This is a genomic window from Pseudolabrys sp., assembly GCF_050250095.1.
In the GTDB taxonomy this organism is placed as follows: domain Bacteria; phylum Pseudomonadota; class Alphaproteobacteria; order Rhizobiales; family Xanthobacteraceae; genus Pseudolabrys.
The window spans coordinates 271788-296154 of sequence record NZ_JBFWPH010000001.1; the positions used below are offsets into that span (position 1 = coordinate 271788).

Here is a 24367-nt window from a genome sequence, read left to right on the forward strand (position 1 = left end):
AGGCGGGTACTGAGCGGTCCCGTGCGGAGCGCTGCGCCCAAGTTTGGCCAAGTTTAGCGGGAATTTCCGGGCCTTCCGGATCGGGGATGCTCGCAACAGGACGGATTTCCGGCAAAAGCATCGCACGCGCCGATGCCGGGGCCGTCCAAAGCGGTCATGGGGGCGGAAGGACGCCGGCGTCCGCCGGCGAAGTCGCACGGACCGAAAGGGCGTGCCGAAAGGACCTCATCATGAATCCTGCCGACGTCGGCCAGTCGGTGTTGCCGCTCACGTCTTCGGATCTCTCGCTCATCACGCTGTTCTGGCATGCCCACTGGATCGTCAAAGGGGTGATGCTCGGCCTGCTGGCGTGCTCGGTCTGGGTCTGGGCGATCGCCATCGACAAGACCGTGCTCTACACGCGCACCAAGCGCAGCATGGACAATTTCGAGCAGGCTTTCTGGTCCGGCCAGTCGCTCGAGGAGCTTTATCGCACGCTGTCGGCGCGCACCGTGCACGCGATGCCGGCGCTGTTCGTCGCCGCGATGCGCGAATGGAAGCGCAGCCTCGAAGGCTCGTCGCGCTCCTTTGCCGGATTGCAGATGCGGATCGAGAAGGTGATGGACGTCACCATCGCGCGCGAGGTCGAGCGTCTGGAGAAGCGGCTGCTGGTGCTGGCGACGGTCGGCTCGGCCGGTCCCTTCATCGGCCTGTTCGGCACCGTCTGGGGCATCATGACGAGCTTCCAGTCGATCGCGGCCTCGAAGAACACCTCGCTCGCGGTCGTCGCGCCCGGCATCGCCGAGGCGCTGTTTGCGACCGCAATCGGCCTGATCGCCGCCATACCGGCGACGATTTTCTATAACAAGTTCGCATCCGAGGTGAACAAGCAGGCGCAGCGCATGGAAGGCTTCGCCGACGAATTTTCCGCGATCCTGTCTCGTCAGATCGACGAACGCGGGCAGGGCTGACGCATGGCCGCCAACGCCGGCACACCGCAGGTTGGAGGACGCCGCCGCCGGCATCGCCGCCGCGGCGTGATGAGTGAGATCAACGTCACGCCGATGGTCGACGTGATGCTGGTGCTGCTGATCATCTTCATGGTGTCGGCGCCGCTTCTGACGGTCGGCGTGCCGCTCGATCTGCCGCAGAGCCAGGCGACGACGCTCGACCAGGACAAGGAGCCGCTGACGGTCTCGGTCAACGACAAGGGCCAGGTGTTCCTTCAGGACTCCGAGATTGACATCAAGGAGCTCATTCCGAAGCTTAAAGCCGTCGCCGAGGCCCGCGGCGGCACCGAGGCGCGGGTTTATGTCCGCGGCGACAAGAGGGTGGATTACGGAACGATGATGAAGGTGATGGGGCAGCTCAATTCCGCGGGCTTCCATCGCGTCGCGCTCGTCTCCGAGTTTGAACAAGGCTCGTAAGGAGTGATGAAGACCGCCTCAGCACTTTCGGTCACGTTGCACGTTGCCGTGCTGGCCTGGGCGATGATCTCGTTCAACGGCAAGGCATTCGACGTGCCGCCGGTCGAGGCGATGCCGGTCGACATGATTCCGGTCGAGGATTTCACCAAGCTCTCGAAAGGCGCCAAGGATGCGCCGAAGAAGGAAGAGCCCAAGCCTCTCGTCGAGAAGAAGCAGGAAGAGGTCAAGAAGCCGGAAGAGGTGAAGCCGAAGGTCACCGAGAAGAAGGAAGTCGCGGCCGCCAAGGAAGAAGCGCCGCCGCCGCCTCAGGAGACCAAGCCCGATCCGATCGCCGAAAAGATCGAGAAGCAGGAACCGCCGAAGCCCCAGCAACAGGCCGCGAAGCCCCCGGAGCGCCTGCCGCCGAAGCGGCCGCCGGTGCCCAAGCAGCCGAAATTCGACGCCGACAAGATCGCCGCGCTGCTCGACAAGCGCGAGGCGCAGCGCAACGCCGCGACCGGCACCGATATCAATTCCACGCCTTCGCTCGGCGCTAGCCAGGGCAACGCCAAGCGGCTGTCGGCGTCCGAACTCGAGGCGCTGCGCGCCCGGCTGATGGCGCTGTGGAACCCGCCGGTCGGCATCAAGAATCCGGAAGAGTTCATCATCCGCGTGCGCATGCAACTGCGGCCGGACGGCAAGCTCGCCGGCCCGCCGCAGGTGCTCAGCAGCGGCCACGGGCAATTGTATGATTCCGCGCGCGACAGCGCGATCCGTGCGGTATTCCGCGCCCAGCCGTTCGATATGCTGCGCAAGGAAACCTACGACACCTGGAAAGATATTGAAGTGACCTTCGATCCGCGCGACATGTTCCGCGGCTGATCCATTGAATTGAACAGCAAGCGCACACCATGACCCATTTCACTGGCCGGCTCTCATCCCTGACCGTTCTCCCGAGCCGGCGCGATCTGCTGGCGGGCGCTGCCGCGGGATCGCTGCTGGCACTGACGTCGCGGCAGGCCGCCGCCGTGCTGCGGCTCGACATCACGCAAGGCAACATCCAGCCGATGCCGATCGCGCTGCCGGACTTCGTCGCTGGCGCGCCGCAGGACGCGGAAGTCGCGCGCAACATCACCGGCGTGATCTCGGCCAACCTGCAGCGCTCCGGGTTGTTCGCGCCGATCAATCCGCAGGCCTTCATCGAGAAGGTGGTCAACACCGACGTGGTGCCGCGCTTCGGCGACTGGCGCGCGATCAACGCGCAGGCGCTGGTCACCGGCCGCATCACCCGGCAGGGCGACGGCCGCCTCAAGGCCGAGTTCCGCCTGTGGGACGTGTTCGCCGGCCAGCAGCTCGACGGCAAGCAGTACTTCACCACGCCCGAGAACTGGCGGCGCATCGCGCACATCATCTCGGACGCGGTCTATGAGCGGTTGACCGGCGAGCGCGGCTATTTCGACACCCGCATCGTGTTCGTCGACGAGACGGGGCCGAAGGACCGCCGCGTCAAGCGGCTCGCGCTGATGGATCAGGACGGCGCCAATGTGCGTTATCTCACGCGCGGCGACGAGCTGGTGCTGACGCCGCGGTTCAATCCCTCGACGCAGGAAGTCACGTATATGTCTTACGGGCAGGGCGACCCCAAGGTCTTCCTGCTCAACATCGAGACCGGCCAGCGCGAGATCGTCGGCAATTTCCCCGGCATGACGTTTGCCCCGCGATTCTCGCCGGACGGCCAGCGCGTCGTGATGAGTTTGCAGCAGGGCAATTACTCGAACCTGTTCGTGATGGATCTGCGCTCGAAGCAGACCACGCGGCTGACCGACACGCCGGCGATCGACACCTCGCCCTCCTACGCGCCGGACGGCTCGCGCCTCTGTTTCGAGTCCGACCGCGGCGGCTCGCAGCAGATCTATGTCATGCCGGCGAACGGCGGGCCGGCGCAGCGCATCAGCTTCGGCGACGGCCGCTACTCGACGCCGGTGTGGTCGCCGCGCGGCGACTACATCGCCTATACGCGCCAGGCGCAGGGCAAGTTCGCGATCGGCGTGATGAAGCCGGACGGCTCCGGCGAGCGCGTGCTGACCGAAGGCTTCCACAACGAAGGCCCGACCTGGGCGCCGAACGGCCGCGTGCTGATGTTCTTCCGCGACAATGGCGGCGGCCCGTATCTGTTCACCGTGGACATCACCGGCCGCCACGACCAGCGTGTGCCGACGCCGTCTTTCGCGTCGGATCCGGCCTGGTCGCCGCTGCTGTCGTAGCGGGCGGCGCGGCCGCGCCGCCATTTTTCCGCCGCCTTATTTTCACCGGGCTTTAACCATTAAAAATGGTTTTAGGGGGTCCGGCGCATTTTCGCGGATGCGCAAACGCTCCATCAAGGTTGATGGAATATTCGCTTAACCAACGGACTGTTAGACCGGACGCCAACGCCTGACATTTTGTTCGAGATGGAGACGGTCGCATGACCAGTGAGAAGAACCTCGTCCGCGGATTGCGTTTTGCGGCCGTGCTGATCGCAGCCCTGTCGGTTGCGGCTTGCGCCAATCAGGCGGATCAGTCGCAGGCCAATGCCGGCGGCGCAGCGACGCCGGGCAGCCAGCAGGACTTCGTCGTCAACGTCGGCGACCGCGTCTTCTTCGAAACCGACCAGACCGACCTGACGCCGCAGGCCCGTGCCACGCTCGACAAGCAGGCGCAGTGGCTGGCCAACTACGGCAACTACAGCTTCACGATCGAAGGTCATGCCGACGAGCGCGGCACCCGCGAATACAACATCGCGCTCGGCGCCCGCCGCGCCCAGACGGTGCGCGACTATCTCGCCTCGCGCGGCGTCAACCCGCAGCGGATGCGCACCATCTCCTACGGCAAGGAACGCCCGGTCGCGGTGTGCAACGACATCTCGTGCTGGTCGCAGAACCGCCGCGCGGTGACGGTGCTCAACGCCAGCTCCTGAGCGGCGAAGTACAAGCAACAAGAAATGTCATGGCCGGGCTTGTCCCGGCCATCCACGTCTTTCGTGTCATTAAGAAAGTAAGGCGTGGATGCCCGGCACAAGGCCGGGCATGACGCCGAACAATACTCGACCGCCGGGTGGTGGAGATTTTGCGGTGCAATGGCGCTTGCAAAACCCCTGAAAGTGCGAAAATTTTGAACCCCTGAGGCGGGGCGGCTTTCACCGGAAAGCCGCCGTGCTGCGGCGTTTTTTGCCGCAAGGGGATGACCATGCGTGATTTGCGCACGAGCGGCTTGACCGGCCGGCTGACGATGGCCGTGCCGGCGATTTTGTCTTTGGCGGCACTGTCGCTGGCGGGTTGCGGCGAGAGCAACACCTATGTCGCGCCGCCGCCGCCGAAGGTCACGGTCGCAGCCCCGGCCAAGCAGCCGGTCACGCATTATCTCGAGGCCACCGGCTCGACCGCGGCGGTCAACTCCGCCGATCTCGTCGCGCGCGTCTCCGGCTTCGTCGAGAAGGTGCCGGCCAAGGACGGCGAGGAGGCCAGGAAGGGTGACGTGCTGTTCGTCATCGAGCCGCAGCCCTACAAGCTCAAGGTCGAGCAGTCGCAGGCCTCCGTCGTCAGCGCGCAGGCGACGCTGAAAAAATCCGAATCCGACTATCAGCGCCAGGTCGAACTTTCGCAGTCCGGCAGCGCGTCGAAGTCGACGCTGGAGAATTCGCTTGCCACGCGCGACAGCGCCCGCAGCACGCTCGACCAGTCGCAGGCGAGCCTCAAGCTCGCACAGAACGACTTGAGCTATACCAGCGTCGCGGCGCCGTTCGACGGTCTGGTGACCGCGCGCAAGGTTTCGATCGGCAGCTACGTCAATTCCAGCGGCACGCCGACGGTGCTGGCGAGCGTGGTGCAGACCGATCCGATTTACGTCAACTTCAGCATCAGCGAGCGCGATGTTATCGCCGTGCGCGCGATGGTCCGCGAGCGCGGGCTGACGCCGGAGCAACTGCGCCAGGTTCCGGTCGAGGTCGGCCTGCAGACCGACACCGGCTATCCGATCAAGGGGCGGCTCGATTACGCGGCGCCGACGGTCGATTCCTCGACCGGCACGCTGACCGCGCGCGGCATCTTCGACAATCCGCAGCGCGTGATGCTGCCCGGCATGTTCGTGCATGTGCGGGTGCCGCTCGGCCCCGCGCAAGAGGCGCTGCTGGTGCCGGAAACTGCGCTCGGCACCGATCAGGCCGGCCGCTATCTGCTCGTGATCGGCAAGGACAACGTAGTCGAGCAGCGCCCGGTCGAGATCGGCGCGCGCCAGGGCGACCTGCGGGTCATCACCAAGGGCGTGAGCGCGGAGGATCGCGTGATCGTCGCCGGCTTGCAGCGCGCCGTGCCGGGGCAGAAGGTCGATCCGCAGACGCAGGCCGCCGCGACAGCGCCCGGCGCGAAGTAGCAGGCGGCGCGCCATGTCGAAATTCTTCATCGAGCGTCCGGTTCTCGCCAACGTCATCGCCATCCTCATCATGGTGATCGGGCTTGCCGCGCTGTGGGGCTTGCCGGTCGCGCAATATCCCGACGTGGTGCCGCCGACCGTGCAGGTGACGACGCGCTATCCGGGCGCCAGCGCGGCGACCGTGGTCGATACCGTCGCGCTGCCGATCGAGCAGCAGGTCAACGGCGTGCAGGACATGCTCTACATGCAGTCCTACGCCGCTTCCGACGGAAGCTATTCGCTGACCGTGACCTTCAAGATCGGCACCGACCTCAACTTCGCGCAGGTGCTGGTGCAGAACCGCGTGAACACCGCGCTGTCGGCTTTGCCGGACGCCGTGCAGTCGCAGGGCGTGACGGTGGAAAAGAAGTCCACCTCGATCCTGCAGATCATCGCGCTGACCGCCGACAATCCGCGGTTCGACAGCCTCTACATGGCGAACTACGCCACCATCAGCCTGAAGGACGAGATCGCCCGCGTGCCGGGCGTCGGCAGCGTGTTCGTATTCGGCTCCGGCCAGTACGCCATGCGGGTCTGGCTCGATCCGCTGAAGATGAAAGCGCGCGGATTGAACGTCAAAGACGTCATCAATTCGCTGCAGCAGCAGAACGCGCAGGTGACCTCCGGACAGATCGGCGCGCCGCCGGGGCCGGACTCGGTAGCCTTCCAGTACACGCTCAATGTCGCCGGGCGGCTCGACGACGCCGCGCAGTTCGCCGACGTCATCGTCAAGACCGGCAACGCCGGCGAGATCACGCGGGTGCGCGACATCGGACGGGTCGAACTCGGCGCGCAAACTTATGGCCAGGTGTTCCGGCTCGACGGCAAGCCCTCGGCCGGCCTCGCGATCTTTCTCGCGCCGGGCTCCAACGCGCTCGAGGTCGCGAAAGCGGTCGGGGAGCGCACCAAGCAACTCTCCGCGAAGTTTCCGCAGGGGCTGAAATATTCGATTCCCTTCGACACCACGATCTTCGTCGAGGCTTCGATCGAGGAGGTCTATCACACGCTGTTCGAGGCGATGATCCTGGTGCTGATCGTCATCATGGTGTTCCTGCAGGACTGGCGCGCGATGCTGGTGCCGGCGACCACCGTGCCGGTGACGCTGATCGGCGCTTTCGCCGCGATGGCGGCGCTCGGCTTCACGGTCAACTTCGCCACGCTGTTCGCCATCGTGCTGGCGATCGGCATCGTGGTCGACGATGCGATCATCGTGGTCGAGGGCGCGGCGCACAACATCGACCACGGCATGACGCCACACGACGCCTCGATCAAGGCGATGGGCATGCTGCTCGGGCCGATCATCGGCATCACGCTGGTGTTGCTGGCGGTGTTCATGCCGGCGGCGTTCCTGCCGGGCCTGACCGGGCAGATGTACGCGCAGTTCGCGCTCGTCATCGCCGCGACCGCGCTGATCAGCGCCGTCAACGCCGTGACGCTGAAGCCGACGCAATGCGCGCTGTGGCTGCGGCCGTCGGTGCCGATGGAGAAGCGCAACGTCGCCTATCGGACCTTCAACGCCGGCTACAACGTGCTCGAGCGCGGCTACGCGCGGCTGATGGGCGCGCTGATCGGCGTTTCGACGATCATGGTGCTGATCGCGCTCGTGATCGTCGGCGGCACCATCTATGCGTTCTCGCGCATCCCGACCGGCTTCATTCCGCCGGAAGACCAGGGCTACATGCTCGCGACCGTGCAGCTGCCGGACGGCTCCTCGCTCGCGCGCACCCAGAAGGTACTCGACGAGGTCAACAAGCTCGCGAGCGGAACCGACGGCGTGAAACAGGTCATCACCATCGCCGGCGTGTCGCCGCTCGACGGCAATGCCTCGCTGTCGAGCGCCGGCGTCGCCTACATCATCCTCAAGGACTGGGGCGAACGCGGCAAGAAGCTCGGCCTGCTGCCGATGCTGACCAGCCTCAACAAGGCGATGGCGGGCATCGAGGAGGCGCAGATCCGCGTGCTGCCGCCGCCGCCGATCCAGGGCATCGGCATGGCCTCGGGCTTCACCATGCAGCTGCTGTTGCAGGGCTCGAGCACCGACTACGGCAGCCTCGCGCGCGTCACCAACGCAACGCTCGCCAATGCGGAGTCGCAGTCGGCGATCCGGCTGGTGCTGACCTCGTTCCGCTCCGACAGCCCGCAATACATGGTCGATGTCGACCGGGTGAAGGCGCAGAGCCTCGGCGTCACGCTCGATCAGGTGTTCTCGACGCTGTCGGGCTATCTCGGCTCCAGCTACGTCAACCAGTTCACCAAGTTCGGCCGGGTGTTCCAGGTCTATGTGCAGGCGGAGTCCGACTTCCGCCTCAACGTCGACGACCTCAACCGGCTGTCGGTGCGCAACAGCGCCGGCAACATGATCCCGCTCGGCACTTTGGTCGACATCAAGCCGGTGGTCGGGCCGCCGCTCATCAGCCTCTACAATCTCTATCCATCGGCCGCGATCATCGGCCTGCCGGCGCCCGGCTTCTCGACCGGGCAGACGATGGCGCTGATGGAGCAGGTGGCGGCCAAGACCTTCCCGCACAATGTCGGTTACGCATGGACCGCGATGTCGTTCCAGGAAAAACTGGTCGGCAACCAGATGTATCTCGTCTTCGCGATGGCGATGCTGCTGGTCTATCTCGTGCTCGCCGGCCAGTACGAAAGCTGGCTGCGGCCCTTCGCGGTGCTGCTGTCGGTGCCGATCGCGCTGGTCGGTCCGGTGCTGGCGCTGCGCGCGCTGCACATCGACAACAATCTCTACACCCAGATCGGCATCGTGCTCTTGATCGCGCTGTCGGCGAAGAACGCGATCCTGATCGTCGAGTTCGCGCGCGAGCTGCGCGAGGGGGGCAGGTCGATCACGGACGCGGCGGTCGAAGGGGCGCGGGCGCGGTTCCGCCCGATCCTGATGACGTCGTTCGCCTTCATCCTCGGCACGCTGCCGCTGGTGCTGGCGACCGGCGCCGGCGCCAATGCGCGTGCCTCGATCGGCCTTGCGGTGTTCACCGGCATGCTGGCCTCGACCTGCATCGCGGTGCTGTTCGTGCCGTCGTTCTTCGTCATGACGCAGCGCTTCGAGGAATGGCTCGCGAGCCGCAAGCAGGTGAAGGCGGCGGCGCAGCCCTGAACGGGCCAAAACGGTCCGGAATCAGGGCCTTGGGAGCCACAATTTCGACGCGCGGCTGGCTATGCTATGCGTTCCGCCTCAACGCAGCCATTTGACACAGTTGGCGACGGATTCATGACCACATCGACCTATCGTCTCGCCTTCGCGGCGCTTGTCGCCGTGCCCGTTCTGCTCGCCGCGAGCCCGAGCCCGGCGCAGGATCGCGGCGGCGGCGGCTTCCTCAACAACCTGTTCTCGCGCGGCGAGCCGCAAGGGGGTCAGCAGGGCGCCCAGCAGGGCGCGCCGCAAGGCATGCCGCAGGATGGTCCCGATGCATCCGACCTGTCGGGCCGCATGAGCCGCATCGAGGGCGCGCTGCGAGAGATGACCGGCGTAATCGAGCGTCTCCAGCACGACAACCAGCAGCTCAAGGCGCAGCTCCAGCGCATGCAGGAGGACAACGAGTTTCGCTTCCGCGAGCTTGGCGCGAAATCGCCGCCGTCCGGCGGACGCCAGCCGCCGCAGGTCGCGCCGCAAGTTGCGCCGCAGTCGGCGCCCGCGCCGTCCGGCCAGGGCGGCCGCCGCTCCGATGTGTTCGATCCCTCGCAGCAGCCGAATGCGCCCGGCGCGCCGCGCGCGCTCGGCAGCATGAGCGGCCAGATGAACAGTCAGGCCTCCGCCGGTCCCGCGCCGATCATGCAGCCGGAGATGGCGCCGGTCGGCGCTCCGGGCGGCCGCGCCGCCGGTGCGCCGCTCGACCTGTCGACGCTGTCCGGCAACGCTGCCGCCGCGCCGCCGCCGGTCGCCGGCGGTTCGCCGCAGACGGGACAGGGCCGCACCCAGGTCGCCACGCTGCCGCCGAGCGCCTCGCCGAAGGATGAGTTCGACCTCGCCTATGGTTATGTGCTGCACAAGGACTATGCGCTGGCCGAACAGGCGTTCCAGACCTTCCTGAAGAAGCACCAGACAAGCTCGCTCGAGCCGGAAGCGCGCTACTGGCTGGGCGAAACCTACTACCAGCGCCAGCGCTATCAGGATGCGGCGGACTCGTTCCTGATCGTGGTGCGCAATTTCGAGAAGTCCACGAAGGCGCCCGAGGCGCTGCTGCGGCTCGGCCAGTCGCTTGCGGCGATGCACCAGAAGGAACTCGCCTGCGCCTCGCTCGGCGAGGTGGAGCGCAAATATCCCCGCGCCTCGGCGAGCGTGAAGCGTGCCGTCGAGCAGGAACAGAAGCGCGCGAAGTGCTAGGCTCGTTCGGTACGCGGACTGTCTGAATCTTTTTCTGCGTCATGCCCCGCGAAGGCGGGGCATCCAGTAAACTTCTGAGAGTGTCGTGTGTACTGGATCGCCCGCCTTCGCGGGCGATGACACGAAATATGTTACGAGACACCGATGCGCGTTAGCGACCGTCCAGTTTCCATCTCGGAAGCCAAGCAGCTGTTCGCCGGCCTCGGCGGCGCGCGCGGCATCATGCTCGCGGTGTCGGGCGGGCCGGACTCGGTCGCGCTCCTGTATCTCGCCGCGCGCTGGCGCGACGGCTTGAAAACGAAACCGAAATTATTCGCGGTGACGGTCGATCACGGTCTGCGCAAGGAAGCGCGAGCGGAGGCGATCGCCGTCGCGCGTCTCGCGCGCAAGCTGAACGTGCCCCATCGCGTGCTGCGCTGGAGCGGCAATAAGCCCGCGACCGGGTTGCAGGAAGCCGCGCGCAACGCGCGCTACCGGCTGCTCGGAACGGCGGCGCTCAAGGGGCGCGCCTCGCATGTCGTCACCGCGCACACGCGCGACGATCAGGCCGAAACGGTGCTGATTCGCATGGCGCGCGGCAGCGGCATCGGCGGGCTCGGCGCGATGCTGCGCGATACGCCGCTCGGCGGCTGCGTGCTGCTGCGGCCGCTGCTCGACGTGCCGAAGGCGCGGCTCGTTGCCACGGTGCAGAAGGCGGGCCTCGGCTTCGCCGACGATCCCTCGAACCGCGATCCGCGCTTCACCCGTGCGCGGTGGCGCGAGATGATGCCGGCGCTGGCGCGCGAGGGGCTCGACGCGCCGCGGCTTGCCTTGCTGGCGCGGCGGATGCGGCGCGCCGACGAGGCGCTGGAGGCGACGGCGGCGCGCGCTTTCTCGATTCTGGCGGTCGCCGGCCCGGAACCCGGTGTTTTCACCCTCGAAGCCGGCGGCTTTTTCGCGATGCCGGCCGAAATCGGCCTGCGGATGCTGCGCCACGCGGTCGACCGGGCCGGAAACGAGGGGCCGGCGGAACTGGGCAAGCTCGAGGCCCTGCTGGGGGCGGCCGCGCAGGCCTGGGCGGATTCTCGGACGACCGGCCGCCCGGTTTTCCGCCGGACGCTCGCGGGGGCGGTCGTGACCGTCTCGAGGGGGCAAATGACGGTCGAGACCGCGCCGCCGCGCCGCCGCGGCGTAAAACCGCGCGGAAAGCCCTTAACCAAGGCGGTATCGCGCCGGGCCGGGCGCGGCAAAACGCGGTAGGATGGGTGGAATCGGCGGCCCCGCCATTGGCAGGGTTCCGACCCGTGCCTACATTGTGAATGAACTGGCCGTGACTTTGCCGCGGAATGCGGGCATGGCCATGTTGAGGTCTAGGGTCTTGGGAGACGGGCGTTTTTGCGGCGGCCCGTGCACGTTAAGGACGCGAAATGAACGCCAATCTGCGCAACTTCGCCCTCTGGGTGATCATTGTTCTGCTGCTGCTGGCGCTGTTCGCGCTGTTCCAGAATCCCAGCCAGCGGACCACGTCCCAGGACATCTCCTTCTCGCAGTTGCTCAATGAGGTCGATCAGGGCCGCGTCCGCGACGTCGTGATCCAGGGGCCGGAAATCCACGGCACCTTCTCTGACGGCCGCAGCTTCCAGACCTATGCGCCGAGCGATCCGGGCCTCGTGCAGAAGCTCTACAACAAGGGCGTCTCCATCACGGCGCGGCCGCAGCAGGACAACGTGCCGTGGTTCGTGTCGCTGCTTGTGTCGTGGCTGCCCTTCATCGCGCTGATCGGCGTGTGGATTTTCCTGTCGCGGCAGATGCAGGGCGCGGGCGGCAAGGCGATGGGCTTCGGCAAGTCCCGCGCGAAGCTTCTGGCGGAAGCGCATGGCCGCGTGACGTTCGAGGACGTCGCGGGCGTCGATGAAGCCAAGCAAGACCTGCAGGAGATCGTCGAATTCCTGCGCGACCCCGGCAAGTTCCAGCGGCTCGGCGGACGCATTCCGCGCGGCGTGCTGCTGGTCGGCCCGCCCGGCACCGGCAAGACGCTGATCGCGCGCGCGGTCGCGGGCGAAGCCAATGTGCCGTTCTTCACGATTTCCGGTTCCGACTTCGTCGAGATGTTCGTCGGCGTCGGCGCGAGCCGCGTGCGCGACATGTTCGAGCAGGCGAAGAAGAACGCGCCGTGCATCATCTTCATCGACGAAATCGACGCGGTCGGCCGTCATCGCGGCGCCGGCCTCGGCGGCGGCAATGACGAGCGCGAACAGACGCTCAACCAGTTGCTGGTCGAGATGGACGGCTTCGAGGCGAACGAAGGCATCATCCTGATCGCCGCGACCAACCGCCCGGACGTGCTCGATCCCGCGCTGCTGCGTCCCGGCCGCTTCGATCGTCAGGTCGTGGTGCCGAACCCGGACGTGGTCGGCCGCGAGCAGATCCTGAAGGTGCATGTGCGGAAAGTTCCGCTGGCGCCCGACGTGAACCTGAAAACCATCGCGCGCGGCACGCCGGGCTTCTCCGGCGCGGACCTGATGAACCTCGTCAACGAGGCTGCGCTGATGGCCGCGCGCCGCAACAAGCGCATGGTCACGCAGTCCGAATTCGAGGACGCCAAGGACAAGGTGATGATGGGCGCCGAGCGCAAGTCGTTGGTGATGACGGAGGAGGAGAAACTCCTCACCGCCTATCACGAGGGCGGCCACGCGCTGGTCGCGCTCAACGTCAAGGCGACCGATCCGGTGCACAAGGCGACGATCATCCCGCGCGGCCGCGCGCTCGGCATGGTCATGCAGCTGCCGGAACGCGACAAGCTATCGATGAGCTACGAGCAGATGACCTCGCGACTCGCGATCATCATGGCCGGCCGCGTCGCCGAGGACATGGTGTTCGGCGCCGACAAGGTGACCTCGGGCGCGGCCTCCGACATCGAGCAGGGCACCAAGCTCGCCCGCATGATGGTAACGCGCTGGGGCTTCTCGACCGAACTCGGTCCCGTCGCTTATGGCGAGAACCAGGACGAGGTGTTCCTCGGCTATCAGGTCGCGCGGCAGACCAATATCTCGGAAGAGACCAGCCGCAAGATCGACGCCGAAGTGCGCAAGCTGGTCGAGGAGGGTCTCGCCGAAGCGCGGCGCATCCTCACCGAAAAGCGCGGCGACCTCGAAGTGCTGGCCAAGGGTCTGATCGAGTTCGAGACGCTGACCGGCGACGAGATCAAGGATCTCCTGGACGGCAAGCGGCCGAACCGCGAAACGGTGGTCGAGCCTTCGACGCCGCGTTCGTCCGCCGTGCCGCCGTCCGGCAAGCCGCGCCCGCGGCCCGACGCGCCGACCGGCGACGTCGCGCCGCAGCCGCAGGGCTGACGGCCTCATCCGAAACACGCAAACGCCCGCCCTCCGGCGGGCGTTTTGCTTTCGCGTGGCAGCCACGCGAGTTTGACCGGGCGCAAAGACGCAAGGCAGGCGTATCGCCGATGCTGATGCCGTCGAGGAGTTCGCCATGAATGTCGCGCTGTCGCGCCGCCGCGATTACGCCGGGCCGGCGCTGTTCTCCTACGGGTTTCGCCCGTTTTTCTTCGGCGCCGGCCTGTGGGCGGCGTTCGGCATCCTGCTGTGGATGCCGCAGTATTACGGCAACATCGCCTTGCCGACCGCGTTCGGCGCGCTCGACTGGCACATCCACGAGATGCTGTTCGGTTATGTCGCCGCGACCGTCGCCGGATTTCTGCTGACGGCTGTGCCGAACTGGACCGGGCGGCTGCCGGTCAACGGCTGGCCGCTCGCTGCGCTTGCCGCACTGTGGCTTGCCGGCCGCGTGGCGATCGCGACTTCCGCGCTGATCGGGCCGGCGCTCGCTGCCGTGATCGACGTGTCGTTCCTTGTCGCGCTCGCCGGCGTCGCGGTGCGTGAAATCGTCGCCGGCAAGAACTGGCGCAATCTGCGGGTGCTGATCGTGATCGCGGTGCTCGCCGCCGGCAATATCGTGTTCCACGTCGAGGCGGTGCGCAACGGCGCGGCCGATTACGGCATCCGCCTGTCGCTCGGCGCCGTCATCCTGCTGATCTCGCTGGTCGGCGGGCGGATCGTGCCGAGTTTCACCAACAACTGGCTCGCGCGGAACAATCCCGGCCGCCTGCCGGCGCCGTTCTCGCGCTTCGATGCGCTGTGCATCGCGAGCGGCGCGGTGGCGATCGTCGTCTGGGTGATCGCGCCGCTGCACGGCGTGACCGGGGCGCTGCTGGCCGTCGCGGGCCTCGCGCATCTTGCCCGGCTTACGCGCTGGGCGGGCGACCGCGCCGTCGCCGACCGGCTGGTGCTGGTGCTGCACGTGGCTTACGCCTTCGTGCCGGCGGGTTTTCTGTTGCTCGCGGCCGCCGTCTTCCGGCCGTCGATTGCGCCGAGCGCCGGCATCCATGCCTGGACGGCAGGCGCCATCGGCATGATGACGCTCGCGGTGATGACGCGGGCGAGTCTCGGCCATACCGGCCGCAAGCTCTATGCCTCGGCCGGCACGCAGGCGATCTACGCGCTCGCCTTCATCGCCGCGGTGCTGCGCATCGCCGGCGCGCTGACCGGCGACGCGCTGCTCGTCGATCTCGCGGCCGGAGCATGGATTTCCGCTTTCGTCGGCTTTGTCATTGCCTATGGGCCATTGCTGGTGAAACAGCCGCCGGTCTGGGAGTAGGGCGCGCATAACGGGCGCTCCGTTTTGTGACTTCCCGCGGCGGGGCGAGTGGGCTAGCTCTCTCGCCCCGAACCATGTCCGAGCCTGCCGCCCCCAAGCCCTTCAAATCGTACTGGACCGCCGCCGGTTTCCGCGCCGGCGCGATCGCCACGCTGCCGCTGATGCCGGGGCTGTTCGCCTTCGGCATGGCGTTCGGCACCGTTGCTGCACGCAAGGGTTTCAGCCTGTTCGACGCGGTGATCATGAGCGCGGTGGTGTTTTCCGGCACCGCGCAGATCATCGTGGTCGACGCCTGGCCATCGGAAATCACCGCCGCGACGACCTTCGCCGCCACGGTCGCAACATTCGTGATCTGCTCGCGTTTCATCCTCGTCAGCGCGGCGATGCAGCCGCTGCTCGGCCGGCTGCCGGCGCGGCAGGTCTATCCTTTCCTGCACTTTCTCGTGGAGCCGCCGTGGCTGCTCGCCGCGCGCTACCAGCGCGAGGGCGGCGACGATCCGGGCTTCGTGATCGGCAGCGCGGCGGTGTGCTGGGTGGTCTGGGTGGTGTCGACCGCGCCGGGCTACTGGCTCGGCTCGGCGGTCGATCCGCTCACGTTCGGCCTCGACATGGTGATGCCGGCCTTCTTCATGGCGATGCTGGTGCCGCTGTGGCAGGGGCCGCGCATGGCGGCGGCCTGGGCGGTCGCCGGTGTCGTCGCGGTCGCCGCCGACCTGACGCTCGGCGGCTTCTGGTATGTCGTGCTCGGCGCGCTGGCCGGCAGTCTTGTCGGCGCCTTTGTCGAGGAGCGCGCATGACGTTGAGCGCGCACGACCCGTTAGCCTTCGCCGGCATCGTGCTCGCGATGGCGGCGGCGGTCTATCTCACCCGCGTCAGCGGCTTCTGGCTGATCGGCCGCTTCGCCATCGGCCCGCGGCTGCGCCGCATGCTCGACACGCTGCCGGGCGCGATCATCGCCGCGACGGTCGCGCCGCTGCTGGTGCATGGCGGTCTCGCGGGACTTGCCGCGGTGGCCGGGGCCCTTGCGGCGATGCTCGCGCTGCGCAACGATTTCGCCGCGGTGCTGGCCGGCATGGCCGCCGCCGCGCTGGTCCGCTTCGCCGGTTTCTGAGCAGGTTTGCGATGACATTGCAGAACCGCGTGACGCCATTCGGTGAACTCGTCGCCGTGAAGGCGCGTGGCACGATGTTCGGCAATCGCGGCGGCCGCATCCACACCGACGCGCGTACCTTGACGACGCGGCGCTGGGCGTCGCGGCAATGGATCTGCTGCGTGCTCGACTTCAAGGGCCGCCAGCGCGACGTCTGGGGCCGCTTCTATACCGAGCTGTTCTTTCTCGACGAGGTGACGGCGCTCGCCGCCGGTCACCGGCCCTGTTTCGAGTGCCGGCGCAGGGATGCCGCACGGTTCGCCAAAGCCTTCGCGCCGCGCGGCAAGCGCATCAGCGCGCCGGAGATGGACGTCATCCTGCATCGCGAACGGCTCGATGGTCGCGACAAGCGGCTGCATGCCCGTGCCGTCGATGCGCTGCCGGACGGCGCGACGATCGTGCGCGACGGCGAGGCCTTCGCGCTGCGTGGCAGGCAGATGTTGCGCTGGACGCCGGAGGGCTATCGCGACGCGGTACGCCGCCCGCGCAGCGTTGAGGTCGATGTGCTGACGCCGCCGTCAGTTTTGCGCGCACTCGCCAATGGTTACGCGCCGGCGTGGCATAAGAGCGCGAATAGAGACTAGGCGGGTTCGACCGGCGTGGTGGCAGGAGCTGGCGGCACCCGCGGCGTCCAGCCGAATTTCACGATCGCCGCCATGATCGCCAGCATGATCGCGACCAGCGCGACACAGGCCGGCCACTTTCCGACAATGAAAGCGACGCCGCCCACCGCCGCGCCGAAGCTGCCGCCGACATAGAAACTCGTGACATAAAGGCCGACCGCCGAGGAGCGGCCGACCTGCGCGGTGATGGTGACATAGCCGGTCGAGACCGCCTGGCAGACGAGGCCGCAGGCCGCGCACAGCGCAAGGCCAATCAGGATCGCCCACAGCGAGGGCAGCAGCGTGAGCGCGATGCCGACGAGCCACGCGCCGATGACCGGAATGACGAAACGGCGGCGGCCGAACTGCGCCACCGCCCAGCCGCTCCACGGCGTCGCCGCCGAGCCGACAAGATAGACGATGAAGATCAGCCCGAGCGCGGTGGCCGACAGATTGTAGGGCGGGGCGGCGAGGTGGAAGCTAATGAACGTGAAAGTGCAGATGAAATTGAACAGCACGCCGAAGCCGACCGCGTAGGTCGCGACCAGTTGCCCGTTGCGGAAGTGGCCGACCATCTGCCGCAGCGAGATGAGCAGGCCCTCCGACCGCACGAATTTGCGCTCGCGCGGCAGCAGCAACAGCACGGCGATGCCGCCGGCGAAGGCGATGGCCGCGAGCGCATAAAACGCAACCGGCCAGCCGAAATGATCGGCGAGGATGCCGCCGAAGAACCGCCCGGAAAAGCCGCCGATGCTTGCGCCGGAGGTGTAGACGCCGGCCGCTGCGGTCGCTTCGCCGCGCGGCCATTCCTCGCCGATATAGGCGATGGTCACCGCGAAGATCGGCGGCAGCACCAGCCCCTGGATGAAGCGCCAGACGATCATCTGCGTCAGCGTGGTCGACAGCGCGATCATGATGGTCGGGATCGTCAGCACCAGCATGGCGGTGACGATGATGCGCTTGCGGCCGATCACGTCCGCGACCGAGCCGGTGAACGGCGCGGTGAGCGCGATGGCGAGCGTGCCGGCCGTCATCAGCAGCGATATTTCCGCCGCGCCGACGCCGAACTCGGCCGACAGCAGCGGCAGGATCGCCTGCGGCGAATAGAGATTGATGAAGCAGCAGTAGCCGGCAAGGCCGACCGCGATATAGCGCGTGGTGAAGGATGAGGTTGGCGCCGTCGGCGTCATGCGGTGGTCGAACCGGCTCGGGGTCGCGGGTTGTCCGGCGATGGACCGTGAAATCTATGCACCGATTTGGCGGCCGCGGCCAGTGCCGAAACGCGCATGGCTGATGTCAGCTGCGATGGAGCGCCTCGGTGGCGTGCCGCAGAGTGTCGGACGGCGTGCCGCCGGCATCGACTTGGCGCCAGTCGAGCGCGCCGAGATCGTAGGTTTCCTGCTGCCGCGCGACGCCGGCGTCGGCATCGGAGGCATCGAGCTTGCGCGCGCCGACCCGCGCAACGCGGACGGCAAGATCGGCGGTCAGGAACAGGCCGTGAAACGCAACGCCAGCCTCGCGCGCCACCGCGGCGATCGCCGCGCGTTCGTCCTGACGGGCAAACACTGCGTCGGCGATGACGGAGTGGCCGGCGCGCAGCGCGCGGCCCGCGGCCTCCGTGACGCGGGCATAGACCCGCGCGGTCGCCTCCGGTTGATAGGCCTCCGCCGGCAGCTTCTCGGTTTCGGCCTTGTCGAACAGCGCCTTGCGTTCGATGTCGCTGCGGATCACCACGGCGCCCGGCTCGGGGAAAATGTGCGCGGCGAGGCTTGCGGCGAGCACCGACTTGCCGGTGCCGGACAGGCCGCCGACGGCGATCAGTTGCGGCTCCGGCGGTGCGAGCAGACGCCGCGCCAGCGCGAAATAGGCGCGGGCGGCCTCGGCGTCCTTGTTGTCCAAGTTCTTGCCGTCCTTGTTCTTGCCGTCCCTGCTTTTCGCCGCCGTCACCTTGGCGCGGATCGCGGCGCGCAGCGACATGAACAGCGGCAGCGTGGCGAGCGCGTCGAGATCGTCGGCGTTGCGCCGTTCATAGAGATAACGGTTGAGCACGATCGTCGCCTCATCGCGCAAGCCCCGCTCGACCATATCCATCAGCAGGAAGGCGAGGTCGTAAAACAGGTCGCCGGCGGCGATGAGCGGATCGAACTCGATGGCGTCGAACAGCACCGGCTTGCCGTCGATCAGCGCGATGTTGCCGAGATGCAGGTCGCCATGACAGCGGCGGACATCGCCGGCCTTGCCGCGTGCGACGAGCAGCGGACGGATTTTTGCCAGCGCAGCCTCGGTGTCGCGGCGCAGCTCCTTGGCCTTGTCCGGCGGGAACAGGGCGGGCGATTGGCGCAGGTCTTCGTCGTTCTGCGCGATGATGGTCGGGAGATAGTCGATCCACGCGCCGGCGTCGGTGTCCGGCAGCTTCGCGTGAGCCGACGCGACGGCGCGGCCAAGCGCGTCGGCGAGCCGTGCGTCCACTTTGCCCGCATCGGCGAGATGGTCGAGCGTCTGCGTCTCGTCGAAGCGCCGCATCACCAGCGCCCATTCGACAGCCTCGCCGTCGACGTCCCCATTATGGCTGCCGATGGCGAGACGGCCGCCGCTGCCGCGCGTGATCGGCACGACCTTTCGATAGAGTTGCGGCGCAAACGGCCTGTTGACCGCGATCTCCGCGTCGCAGGCCGCTTTGCGTTTTTCCAGCGTCGAATAATCGAGGAAGGGAAAGCGCACCGCGCGCTTGACCTTGTACACCGTGTCGCCGGTCAGGAACACGCAGGCCGCATGGGTGTCGATGCGCGTGACCGGCTGGCCGCCGTGCGTCGCGGCGTCGGCAAGGAACGCAAAGACCTCGTTCTGCATGATACTCCGTTTTCGAGCGGCGAACGCACGCGACTATAGCGGACAAATGGCCGATTTCGTGATGGCGTGCGCGCCACTTTCAGGTGGCGACAGAGCGGCGTCCCACCGTTGTCCGCGCTATTGACCGCGGCGATAGCTGCCGGAAGAGTCCGCGCATTGCCGCCTGCCGCGGCGACTACGAAAGGGAGATCAGACGTGCTTGTCGACGTCCGCACTTACACCGTCCGCCCCGGAACCGGTCCTGCCCAACTCGAGCTTTACGAGAAGTACGGCCTGCCGGTGCAGGTCCGCCACATCGGCCAGCCGCTGTGCTACCTGCAGGCCGAGAGCGGCGAGATGAACACGCTCGTCCACATGTGGGTTTATGAGAGCGCCGCCGACCGCGAGAATCGCCGCGCCGCGCAGGCCGCCGATCCGGACTGGAAGGTCTATCTCGAGGAGAACGTGAAGGCCGGTTACCTCATCAATCAGCGCACGACGCTGATGACGCCGGTGAAGTTCTGCCCGCCGCTGAAGCGCAAGTAAGCCGCGTTCGACAGGCGAAGGTCCGCGGGCAGGGTATGAGGCCCGCGCCCGTGGCCTCTCGCCCCGCTTCGGCCGATCCTTTATAGGTGGGCTCGCGCCCGTTGGCGCGCGCGTGGAGACAGACGATGCGTTCGAATGACGGCACCCGCACCGGCGGCGAGATCCTGGTCGATCAACTGGCCGCGCAGGGCGTGAGCCACGTCTTCTGCGTGCCGGGCGAGAGCTATCTCGCCGCGCTCGACGCCTTCCATGACCGCAAGATCGCATTGACGGTGTGCCGCAACGAGGGCGCGGCGGCGATGGCGGCGGAAGCCGTCGGCAAGACGACGGGCCGGCCCGGCATCTGCTTCGTCACGCGCGGGCCGGGTGTCGCCAATGCGACTTCCGGCATCCACATCGCGCAGCAAGACTCCACGCCGCTGATCGTGTTCGTCGGGCAGGTGGCGCGCGAGATGCGCGAGCGCGAGGCGTTCCAGGAGGTCAATTACCGCTCGGTGTTCGGCACCATGGCGAAATGGGTGACCGAGATCGACGATGCCGCGCGCATCCCCGAACTGGTGTCGCGTGCATTCTATACCGCGATGAACGGACGGCCCGGACCGGTGGTGATTGCGCTGCCGGAGGACATGCTGGTCGATCGCGTCGTCGTCGGTGATGCGCCGGCGGCCGATGTCGTCGAAACCTCGCCGGGTGCCGCCGACCTCGATCGCCTGCGCGGCATGGTCGCGGCGGCCGAGCGGCCGATCGTGCTCGCTGGCGGCAGCCGGTGGACGGCGCAAGGCTGCGCCGCGCTGATGCGCTTTGCGGAAAAATTCGCGCTGCCGGTGGCGACCACGTTCCGCCGCGCGCATGTGATGGATGCGCTGCATCCCTGCTACGCCGGCGATCTCGGCATCGGGCCGAACCCGAAACTGCTCGCGCGCATCAAGGCCGCCGACCTCGTGCTGATGATCGGCACGCGGCTCTCGGAAATGCCGTCGCAGAGCTACACGCTGTTCGACATTCCGGTGCCGCAGATGAAGCTTGTCCATGTCCATCCGGGCGCGGAAGAACTCGGCCGGGTCTATCGGCCGCAGCTTGCCATCCATGCGACGCCGGATGCGTTCTGCGCCGCGCTCGCAAGCTTGCAGCCGCCGGGAGCGATGCCGTGGCGGCCGCAAACCGAAGCCGCGCATGCGGACTATCTCGCCTGGTCGGAGAAGCCGACCGCGGTGCCGGGTCCGGTCAATCTCGGTGAGATCGTCACATGGCTGCGCGACCGCGTGCCGGCGAACACCGCGATCTGCAACGGCGCGGGGAACTTCTCCGGCTGGATCCATCGCTTCCATCGCTTCCGCCAGTTCGGCACGCAGGTCGCGCCGACCTCCGGCTCGATGGGCTACGGCCTGCCGGCGGCGATCGCAATGAAGCGGCTCGATCCGTCGCGTACCGTGATTTGTGTCGCCGGCGACGGCGACTTCCTGATGTCGGGCCAGGACTTCGCGACCGCCGTGCAATACGAACTGCCGATCATCGTGGTGCTGTTCGACAACGGCATCTACGGCACCATCCGCATGCATCAGGAGCGCGAATATCCCGGCCGCGTCATCGCGACCGCGCTGCGCAACCCGGACTTCGCCGCCTATGCGCAGGCGTTCGGCGGCTTCGGCGTGCGGGTCGACAAGACCTCCGATTTCCCAGCCGCTTTCGAGGCGGCGGAAAAGTCCGGCCTGCCGGCCATCATCCATCTCAAGGTCGATCCGGACGGCATCTCGCCGGCGGCGACGCTCTCCGGCATCCGCGACAAGGCGCTGTCCGCGGGGAAAAACTGAGCGGCAACATCTGCTGCCGAATTAGGCTTGCCTGAATGCGGTGAATCAGCATTCAGTCGTTGCATGGCCTATCGCCGCACTCCGAACGTCACCCGCCGCATGGCCGAGCGTGAGCAGGCGATCCTGGGCGCTGCGCGCACCATCGCCGGCAACGGCGGCATGGCGGCGGTGCAGATCGTGCCGGTGTCGCAGCGCGCCGGTATCGCGGCCGGCACCGTCTATCGCTACTTCCCGTCGAAATCCGATCTCGTCACCGATCTCGTCACCTCGGTCGCGGAGCGCGAGATCGAGGCGATGCGCGCGGCGGGAGACGCCGCGCCGGGGCCGTTGTCGGCGCTCGCCGCCACCATCGCGACATTTGCGGCGCGCATTCTCGCCGAGCGGCGGCTGTCCTGGGCGGTGATCGCGGAGCCGACCGAAAGCGGCGTCGAGGCGGCGCGGCGCGATTTCCGCGATGCGCTGGTGGAGGAAATCGCCGGCCGGATTCGCACCGCGGCAAACCACGGTCATTTCCCCGATGCCGATGCGGCGACCGCCGCGCCGGCCATCGTCGGCGCATTGCTCGAAGGGCTGGTCGGCCCGCAGGCGCCGGCCGGCGACGGCGATCCCGTCAAGATGAGGGAGGCGGTGCAGTCGATGACGCTGTTCGCCCTGCGCGGCCTCGGCGTGGTCGATGCCCGCGCGCGCGGCCTGATCGCGCAGGTCACGCTGCCGCCGATCGGCGGGCGGCGTTAGGCCGCCGCGCCGGTCGTCAGCGTCACATATTTCATCCCGCGCTCGCTGGAATCGTCGGCGATGTGAAAGCCGAGATGTTCGCACATCTCCAGCATCGTGGTGTTCTCGGCCAGCACCTGACCGTGCACCAGCGCGATGCCGTGCTCGCGCGCATAAGCGATCATGCGCTGCATCAGCAGCCAGCCAAGCCCCTTGCCCTTGAGCGAGGAGCGCAGCAGCACCGCGAATTCCGCGCCCCTGGTTTTGCCGGCTCCGGTATCGTCATGCAGGCGGACCACGCCGAGCATGCGGCCGTCGCTTTCCGACAGGGCGATGAAGGCCATCGCCTTCGCGGGATCGTAATGCGTGAGCGTGTGGATCAGCGCGTCGCTCAGTTCCGCAATCGGCGCGAAGAACCGCAGCCGCAAATCCTCGCGCGTGACGCCGGCAAGAAAATCGGGGTAAAGCACGCCGTCGCCCGGCCTGAGCTGCCGGATGACGACGCGCGATCCATCGCGCAGGGTTTCGGTTTGCGCCCTCAATGCGACATCAGCACCGGCACTGTCATGCTGGACAGGATACCGCGGGTGACGCCGCCGAGCACGAATTCGCGCAGCCGCGAATGGCCGTAACCGCCCATCACGATCATGTCGGCACTGATATCCGCAGCATGGGACAAAAGTGTGCTGTTGATGTCGATGTCGGGAGAGGTCAGCCGCCTGACGTCGACCTTGAGGCCGTGGCGGGCGAGATGCTGGCCTAGATCGGCACCGGGCACTTCTTTGTCGCTGCCGGCCTTGGCGGCGACCATCACAATCTCGACCTGCTTGGCCATTTTGAGCAGCGGCAGCGAGTCCGCGATGGCGCGGGTCGCGGCGCGTCCGCCGTCCCAGCACACCATGATGCGGTCGAGCTTGAGAGGCTGCTTCTGGATGTAAGGCACCACGATGACCGGGCGGCCGGATTCGAACAGCAGCGACTCGGTGATCAGATCGCTCGGGATGGTGTCCTTCGGATCTTGCTGGCAGCAGATCGCGAGGTCGAACCGCCGCGCCAGTCTGCTCAGCATGGTGGCGGATTCGCCGATGCTGGCGCGCAGCGTGTGCGTTTCGTAGGACAGGCCGTTGCGCTTGGCGGCGGCGTCGAAGCGTGTCAGCGCGGCCTGCGCCTTCTTGTCCGACTCGCGCCGCTGCGCCTCGATGAATTCCGGCGGAATGCCGCCCATCACCGAGCCGGGCAATACGGGCTCGTAGGCGCAGACGACGCCGAGCAGATGCGCCTCGCAGGCCGCAGCGACCGAGACGGCGAAATCGCCGGCCGCATCACGTTCGTTCTGGCCAAGACTGACGATGATGTCCTTAAGCATATCTGTCTCCACGGAATGAATTTCCCAATCGCAACGAGCCTAGAGGGAAATGTGGAGGGCAGTTTGACGGCGATCAAACGCCGGCGCGAAATTTCAGCGGAATTATCGGCTTTTTGGCCGAAATCTCACTTCTTTTTGCCGTCGGCACCGAACTGCTTCAGGTAGGCCCAAAGATCCTTGGCCTCGCTCTCTTTCTTGATGCCGGCGAAGGCCATTTTCGTGCCCGGAATCTTGGCGCGCGGGTCCTTGATGTATTCGAGGAAGCTCGCCTCGTTCCAGGTGATGCCCGACTTCTTGTTGGCCTCGGTGTAATTGTAGCCGGGCGCCGCGCCGGAGTGGCGGCCGTCGAGGCCGTTAAGCTCGGGACCCACCTTGTTCTTCGCGCCTTCGCCGATGGCGTGGCAGGCCATGCATTTGCGGAACGACTTTTCCCCTTCGGCGACGTCCTGGGCCTGCGCCGCTCCGATGCCGGCCAGTGTGATCGTGACAGCGAGAACGAAGGCGGATTTCATCGGTCGGTCTCCCG

22 protein-coding genes are annotated in these 24367 nt (G+C 67.0%); 17 read left to right on the top strand and 5 right to left on the bottom strand.

Annotation, left to right across the window (positions count from 1 at the left end):
- The first annotated feature begins 230 nt into the window (after positions 1-230).
- The 14 genes from tolQ (at position 231) to AB7F10_RS01420 (ending at position 16557) form a co-directional block, all read left to right on the top strand.
- The gene (tolQ, locus tag AB7F10_RS01355) at positions 231-950 is read left to right on the top strand and encodes a protein TolQ (protein WP_428558097.1); all 720 of its coding nucleotides are present in this window, start codon (positions 231-233) and stop codon (positions 948-950) included.
- Between the two features lie 3 nt (positions 951-953).
- Positions 954-1406: a protein TolR gene (gene tolR / locus AB7F10_RS01360; protein WP_428558096.1), complete on the top strand. Its 453-nt coding sequence runs from the start codon at positions 954-956 to the stop codon at positions 1404-1406.
- 6 nt (positions 1407-1412) lie between these two features.
- Complete coding sequence (locus AB7F10_RS01365; RefSeq protein WP_428558095.1) at positions 1413-2267, top strand: cell envelope biogenesis protein TolA; 855 nt, start codon at positions 1413-1415, stop codon at positions 2265-2267.
- Between the two features lie 29 nt (positions 2268-2296).
- Positions 2297-3649 (top strand): Tol-Pal system beta propeller repeat protein TolB, encoded by a 1353-nt coding sequence (gene tolB, locus AB7F10_RS01370; RefSeq protein WP_428558094.1) that lies wholly within the window; start codon positions 2297-2299, stop codon positions 3647-3649.
- 200 nt (positions 3650-3849) lie between these two features.
- Entirely contained in the window at positions 3850-4341 is a 492-nt protein-coding gene (pal, locus tag AB7F10_RS01375) for a peptidoglycan-associated lipoprotein Pal (RefSeq protein ID WP_428558093.1), read from the top strand.
- Between the two features lie 269 nt (positions 4342-4610).
- Positions 4611-5792 carry an efflux RND transporter periplasmic adaptor subunit gene (locus AB7F10_RS01380; protein ID WP_428558091.1) on the top strand — a complete coding sequence of 394 codons (1182 nt, stop codon included), beginning with the start codon at positions 4611-4613 and terminating at the stop codon, positions 5790-5792.
- 13 nt (positions 5793-5805) lie between these two features.
- Entirely contained in the window at positions 5806-8943 is a 3138-nt protein-coding gene (locus AB7F10_RS01385; RefSeq protein WP_428558090.1) for an efflux RND transporter permease subunit, read from the top strand.
- Positions 8944-9057: 114 nt separating this feature from the next.
- Entirely contained in the window at positions 9058-10170 is a 1113-nt protein-coding gene (ybgF, locus tag AB7F10_RS01390; protein WP_428558089.1) for a tol-pal system protein YbgF, read from the top strand.
- A gap of 144 nt (positions 10171-10314) precedes the next feature.
- On the top strand, positions 10315-11409 hold the full coding sequence (gene tilS / locus AB7F10_RS01395; RefSeq protein WP_428558087.1) for a tRNA lysidine(34) synthetase TilS: 1095 nt from the start codon (positions 10315-10317) through the stop codon (positions 11407-11409).
- 167 nt (positions 11410-11576) lie between these two features.
- Complete coding sequence (gene ftsH / locus AB7F10_RS01400) at positions 11577-13502, top strand: ATP-dependent zinc metalloprotease FtsH (protein ID WP_428558085.1); 1926 nt, start codon at positions 11577-11579, stop codon at positions 13500-13502.
- A gap of 136 nt (positions 13503-13638) precedes the next feature.
- Complete coding sequence (locus AB7F10_RS01405) at positions 13639-14823, top strand: NnrS family protein (protein ID WP_428558084.1); 1185 nt, start codon at positions 13639-13641, stop codon at positions 14821-14823.
- Between the two features lie 74 nt (positions 14824-14897).
- A complete protein-coding gene (locus AB7F10_RS01410) occupies positions 14898-15620 on the top strand; it encodes an AzlC family ABC transporter permease (protein ID WP_428558083.1) in 723 nt (240 codons plus the stop codon).
- Complete coding sequence (locus AB7F10_RS01415) at positions 15617-15934, top strand: AzlD family protein (protein WP_428558082.1); 318 nt, start codon at positions 15617-15619, stop codon at positions 15932-15934. Before AB7F10_RS01410 ends, AB7F10_RS01415 begins: the two co-directional genes overlap by 4 nt.
- Positions 15935-15945: 11 nt before the next feature.
- Entirely contained in the window at positions 15946-16557 is a 612-nt protein-coding gene (locus AB7F10_RS01420; RefSeq protein ID WP_428558081.1) for a hypothetical protein, read from the top strand.
- Here AB7F10_RS01420 and AB7F10_RS01425 read toward each other — a convergent pair.
- Positions 16554-17765 carry an MFS transporter gene (locus AB7F10_RS01425; RefSeq protein ID WP_428558080.1) on the bottom strand — a complete coding sequence of 404 codons (1212 nt, stop codon included), beginning with the start codon at positions 17763-17765 and terminating at the stop codon, positions 16554-16556. The genes AB7F10_RS01420 and AB7F10_RS01425 overlap by 4 nt on opposite strands.
- Positions 17766-17871: 106 nt before the next feature.
- Entirely contained in the window at positions 17872-19425 is a 1554-nt protein-coding gene (locus AB7F10_RS01430) for an AAA family ATPase (protein ID WP_428558079.1), read from the bottom strand.
- Between the two features lie 195 nt (positions 19426-19620).
- Here AB7F10_RS01430 and AB7F10_RS01435 point away from each other — a divergent pair, with 195 nt between their 5' ends.
- The 3 genes from AB7F10_RS01435 to AB7F10_RS01445 all read left to right on the top strand — a co-directional run bounded on the left by AB7F10_RS01435 (position 19621) and on the right by AB7F10_RS01445 (position 22496).
- Positions 19621-19950, top strand: a complete 330-nt coding sequence (locus AB7F10_RS01435; protein WP_428558078.1) for an NIPSNAP family protein — start codon at positions 19621-19623, stop codon at positions 19948-19950.
- Between the two features lie 125 nt (positions 19951-20075).
- Positions 20076-21761, top strand: coding sequence for a thiamine pyrophosphate-binding protein (locus tag AB7F10_RS01440; RefSeq protein ID WP_428558077.1), 1686 nt, complete (start codon positions 20076-20078; stop codon positions 21759-21761).
- A gap of 63 nt (positions 21762-21824) precedes the next feature.
- A complete protein-coding gene (locus AB7F10_RS01445) occupies positions 21825-22496 on the top strand; it encodes a TetR/AcrR family transcriptional regulator (protein ID WP_428558076.1) in 672 nt (223 codons plus the stop codon).
- On the opposite strand, the gene AB7F10_RS01450 is transcribed toward AB7F10_RS01445, so the two are convergent.
- The 3 genes from AB7F10_RS01450 to AB7F10_RS01460 form a co-directional block, all read right to left on the bottom strand.
- Entirely contained in the window at positions 22493-23017 is a 525-nt protein-coding gene (locus tag AB7F10_RS01450; RefSeq protein ID WP_428558074.1) for an N-acetyltransferase family protein, read from the bottom strand. The two genes, AB7F10_RS01445 and AB7F10_RS01450, sit on opposite strands and share 4 nt — an antisense overlap.
- On the bottom strand, positions 23014-23841 hold the full coding sequence (locus AB7F10_RS01455; protein ID WP_428558072.1) for a universal stress protein: 828 nt from the start codon (positions 23839-23841) through the stop codon (positions 23014-23016). Before AB7F10_RS01455 ends, AB7F10_RS01450 begins: the two co-directional genes overlap by 4 nt.
- A gap of 125 nt (positions 23842-23966) precedes the next feature.
- Positions 23967-24353 carry a c-type cytochrome gene (locus AB7F10_RS01460; protein WP_428558071.1) on the bottom strand — a complete coding sequence of 129 codons (387 nt, stop codon included), beginning with the start codon at positions 24351-24353 and terminating at the stop codon, positions 23967-23969.
- Positions 24354-24367: the final 14 nt, after the last annotated feature.

Excerpts from the sequence above, each read along its gene's own strand:
- AB7F10_RS01405 (WP_428558084.1), top strand. The coding sequence starts at position 13,639 with ATGAATGTCGCGCTGTCGCGCCGCCGCGATTACGCCGGGCCGGCGCTG.
- AB7F10_RS01430 (WP_428558079.1), bottom strand. The coding sequence starts at position 19,425 with ATGCAGAACGAGGTCTTTGCGTTCCTTGCCGACGCCGCGACGCACGGC.
- AB7F10_RS01415 (WP_428558082.1), top strand. The coding sequence starts at position 15,617 with ATGACGTTGAGCGCGCACGACCCGTTAGCCTTCGCCGGCATCGTGCTC.
- ybgF (WP_428558089.1), top strand. The coding sequence starts at position 9,058 with ATGACCACATCGACCTATCGTCTCGCCTTCGCGGCGCTTGTCGCCGTG.
- tolB (WP_428558094.1), top strand. The coding sequence starts at position 2,297 with ATGACCCATTTCACTGGCCGGCTCTCATCCCTGACCGTTCTCCCGAGC.
- AB7F10_RS01410 (WP_428558083.1), top strand. The coding sequence starts at position 14,898 with ATGTCCGAGCCTGCCGCCCCCAAGCCCTTCAAATCGTACTGGACCGCC.
- AB7F10_RS01440 (WP_428558077.1), top strand. The coding sequence starts at position 20,076 with ATGCGTTCGAATGACGGCACCCGCACCGGCGGCGAGATCCTGGTCGAT.
- ftsH (WP_428558085.1), top strand. The coding sequence starts at position 11,577 with ATGAACGCCAATCTGCGCAACTTCGCCCTCTGGGTGATCATTGTTCTG.
- AB7F10_RS01380 (WP_428558091.1), top strand. The coding sequence starts at position 4,611 with ATGCGTGATTTGCGCACGAGCGGCTTGACCGGCCGGCTGACGATGGCC.
- tolQ (WP_428558097.1), top strand. The coding sequence starts at position 231 with ATGAATCCTGCCGACGTCGGCCAGTCGGTGTTGCCGCTCACGTCTTCG.
- AB7F10_RS01365 (WP_428558095.1), top strand. The coding sequence starts at position 1,413 with ATGAAGACCGCCTCAGCACTTTCGGTCACGTTGCACGTTGCCGTGCTG.
- AB7F10_RS01425 (WP_428558080.1), bottom strand. The coding sequence starts at position 17,765 with ATGACGCCGACGGCGCCAACCTCATCCTTCACCACGCGCTATATCGCG.
- tilS (WP_428558087.1), top strand. The coding sequence starts at position 10,315 with ATGCGCGTTAGCGACCGTCCAGTTTCCATCTCGGAAGCCAAGCAGCTG.
- pal (WP_428558093.1), top strand. The coding sequence starts at position 3,850 with ATGACCAGTGAGAAGAACCTCGTCCGCGGATTGCGTTTTGCGGCCGTG.
- AB7F10_RS01445 (WP_428558076.1), top strand. The coding sequence starts at position 21,825 with ATGGCCTATCGCCGCACTCCGAACGTCACCCGCCGCATGGCCGAGCGT.
- tolR (WP_428558096.1), top strand. The coding sequence starts at position 954 with ATGGCCGCCAACGCCGGCACACCGCAGGTTGGAGGACGCCGCCGCCGG.
- AB7F10_RS01455 (WP_428558072.1), bottom strand. The coding sequence starts at position 23,841 with ATGCTTAAGGACATCATCGTCAGTCTTGGCCAGAACGAACGTGATGCG.
- AB7F10_RS01420 (WP_428558081.1), top strand. The coding sequence starts at position 15,946 with ATGACATTGCAGAACCGCGTGACGCCATTCGGTGAACTCGTCGCCGTG.
- AB7F10_RS01385 (WP_428558090.1), top strand. The coding sequence starts at position 5,806 with ATGTCGAAATTCTTCATCGAGCGTCCGGTTCTCGCCAACGTCATCGCC.
- AB7F10_RS01460 (WP_428558071.1), bottom strand. The coding sequence starts at position 24,353 with ATGAAATCCGCCTTCGTTCTCGCTGTCACGATCACACTGGCCGGCATC.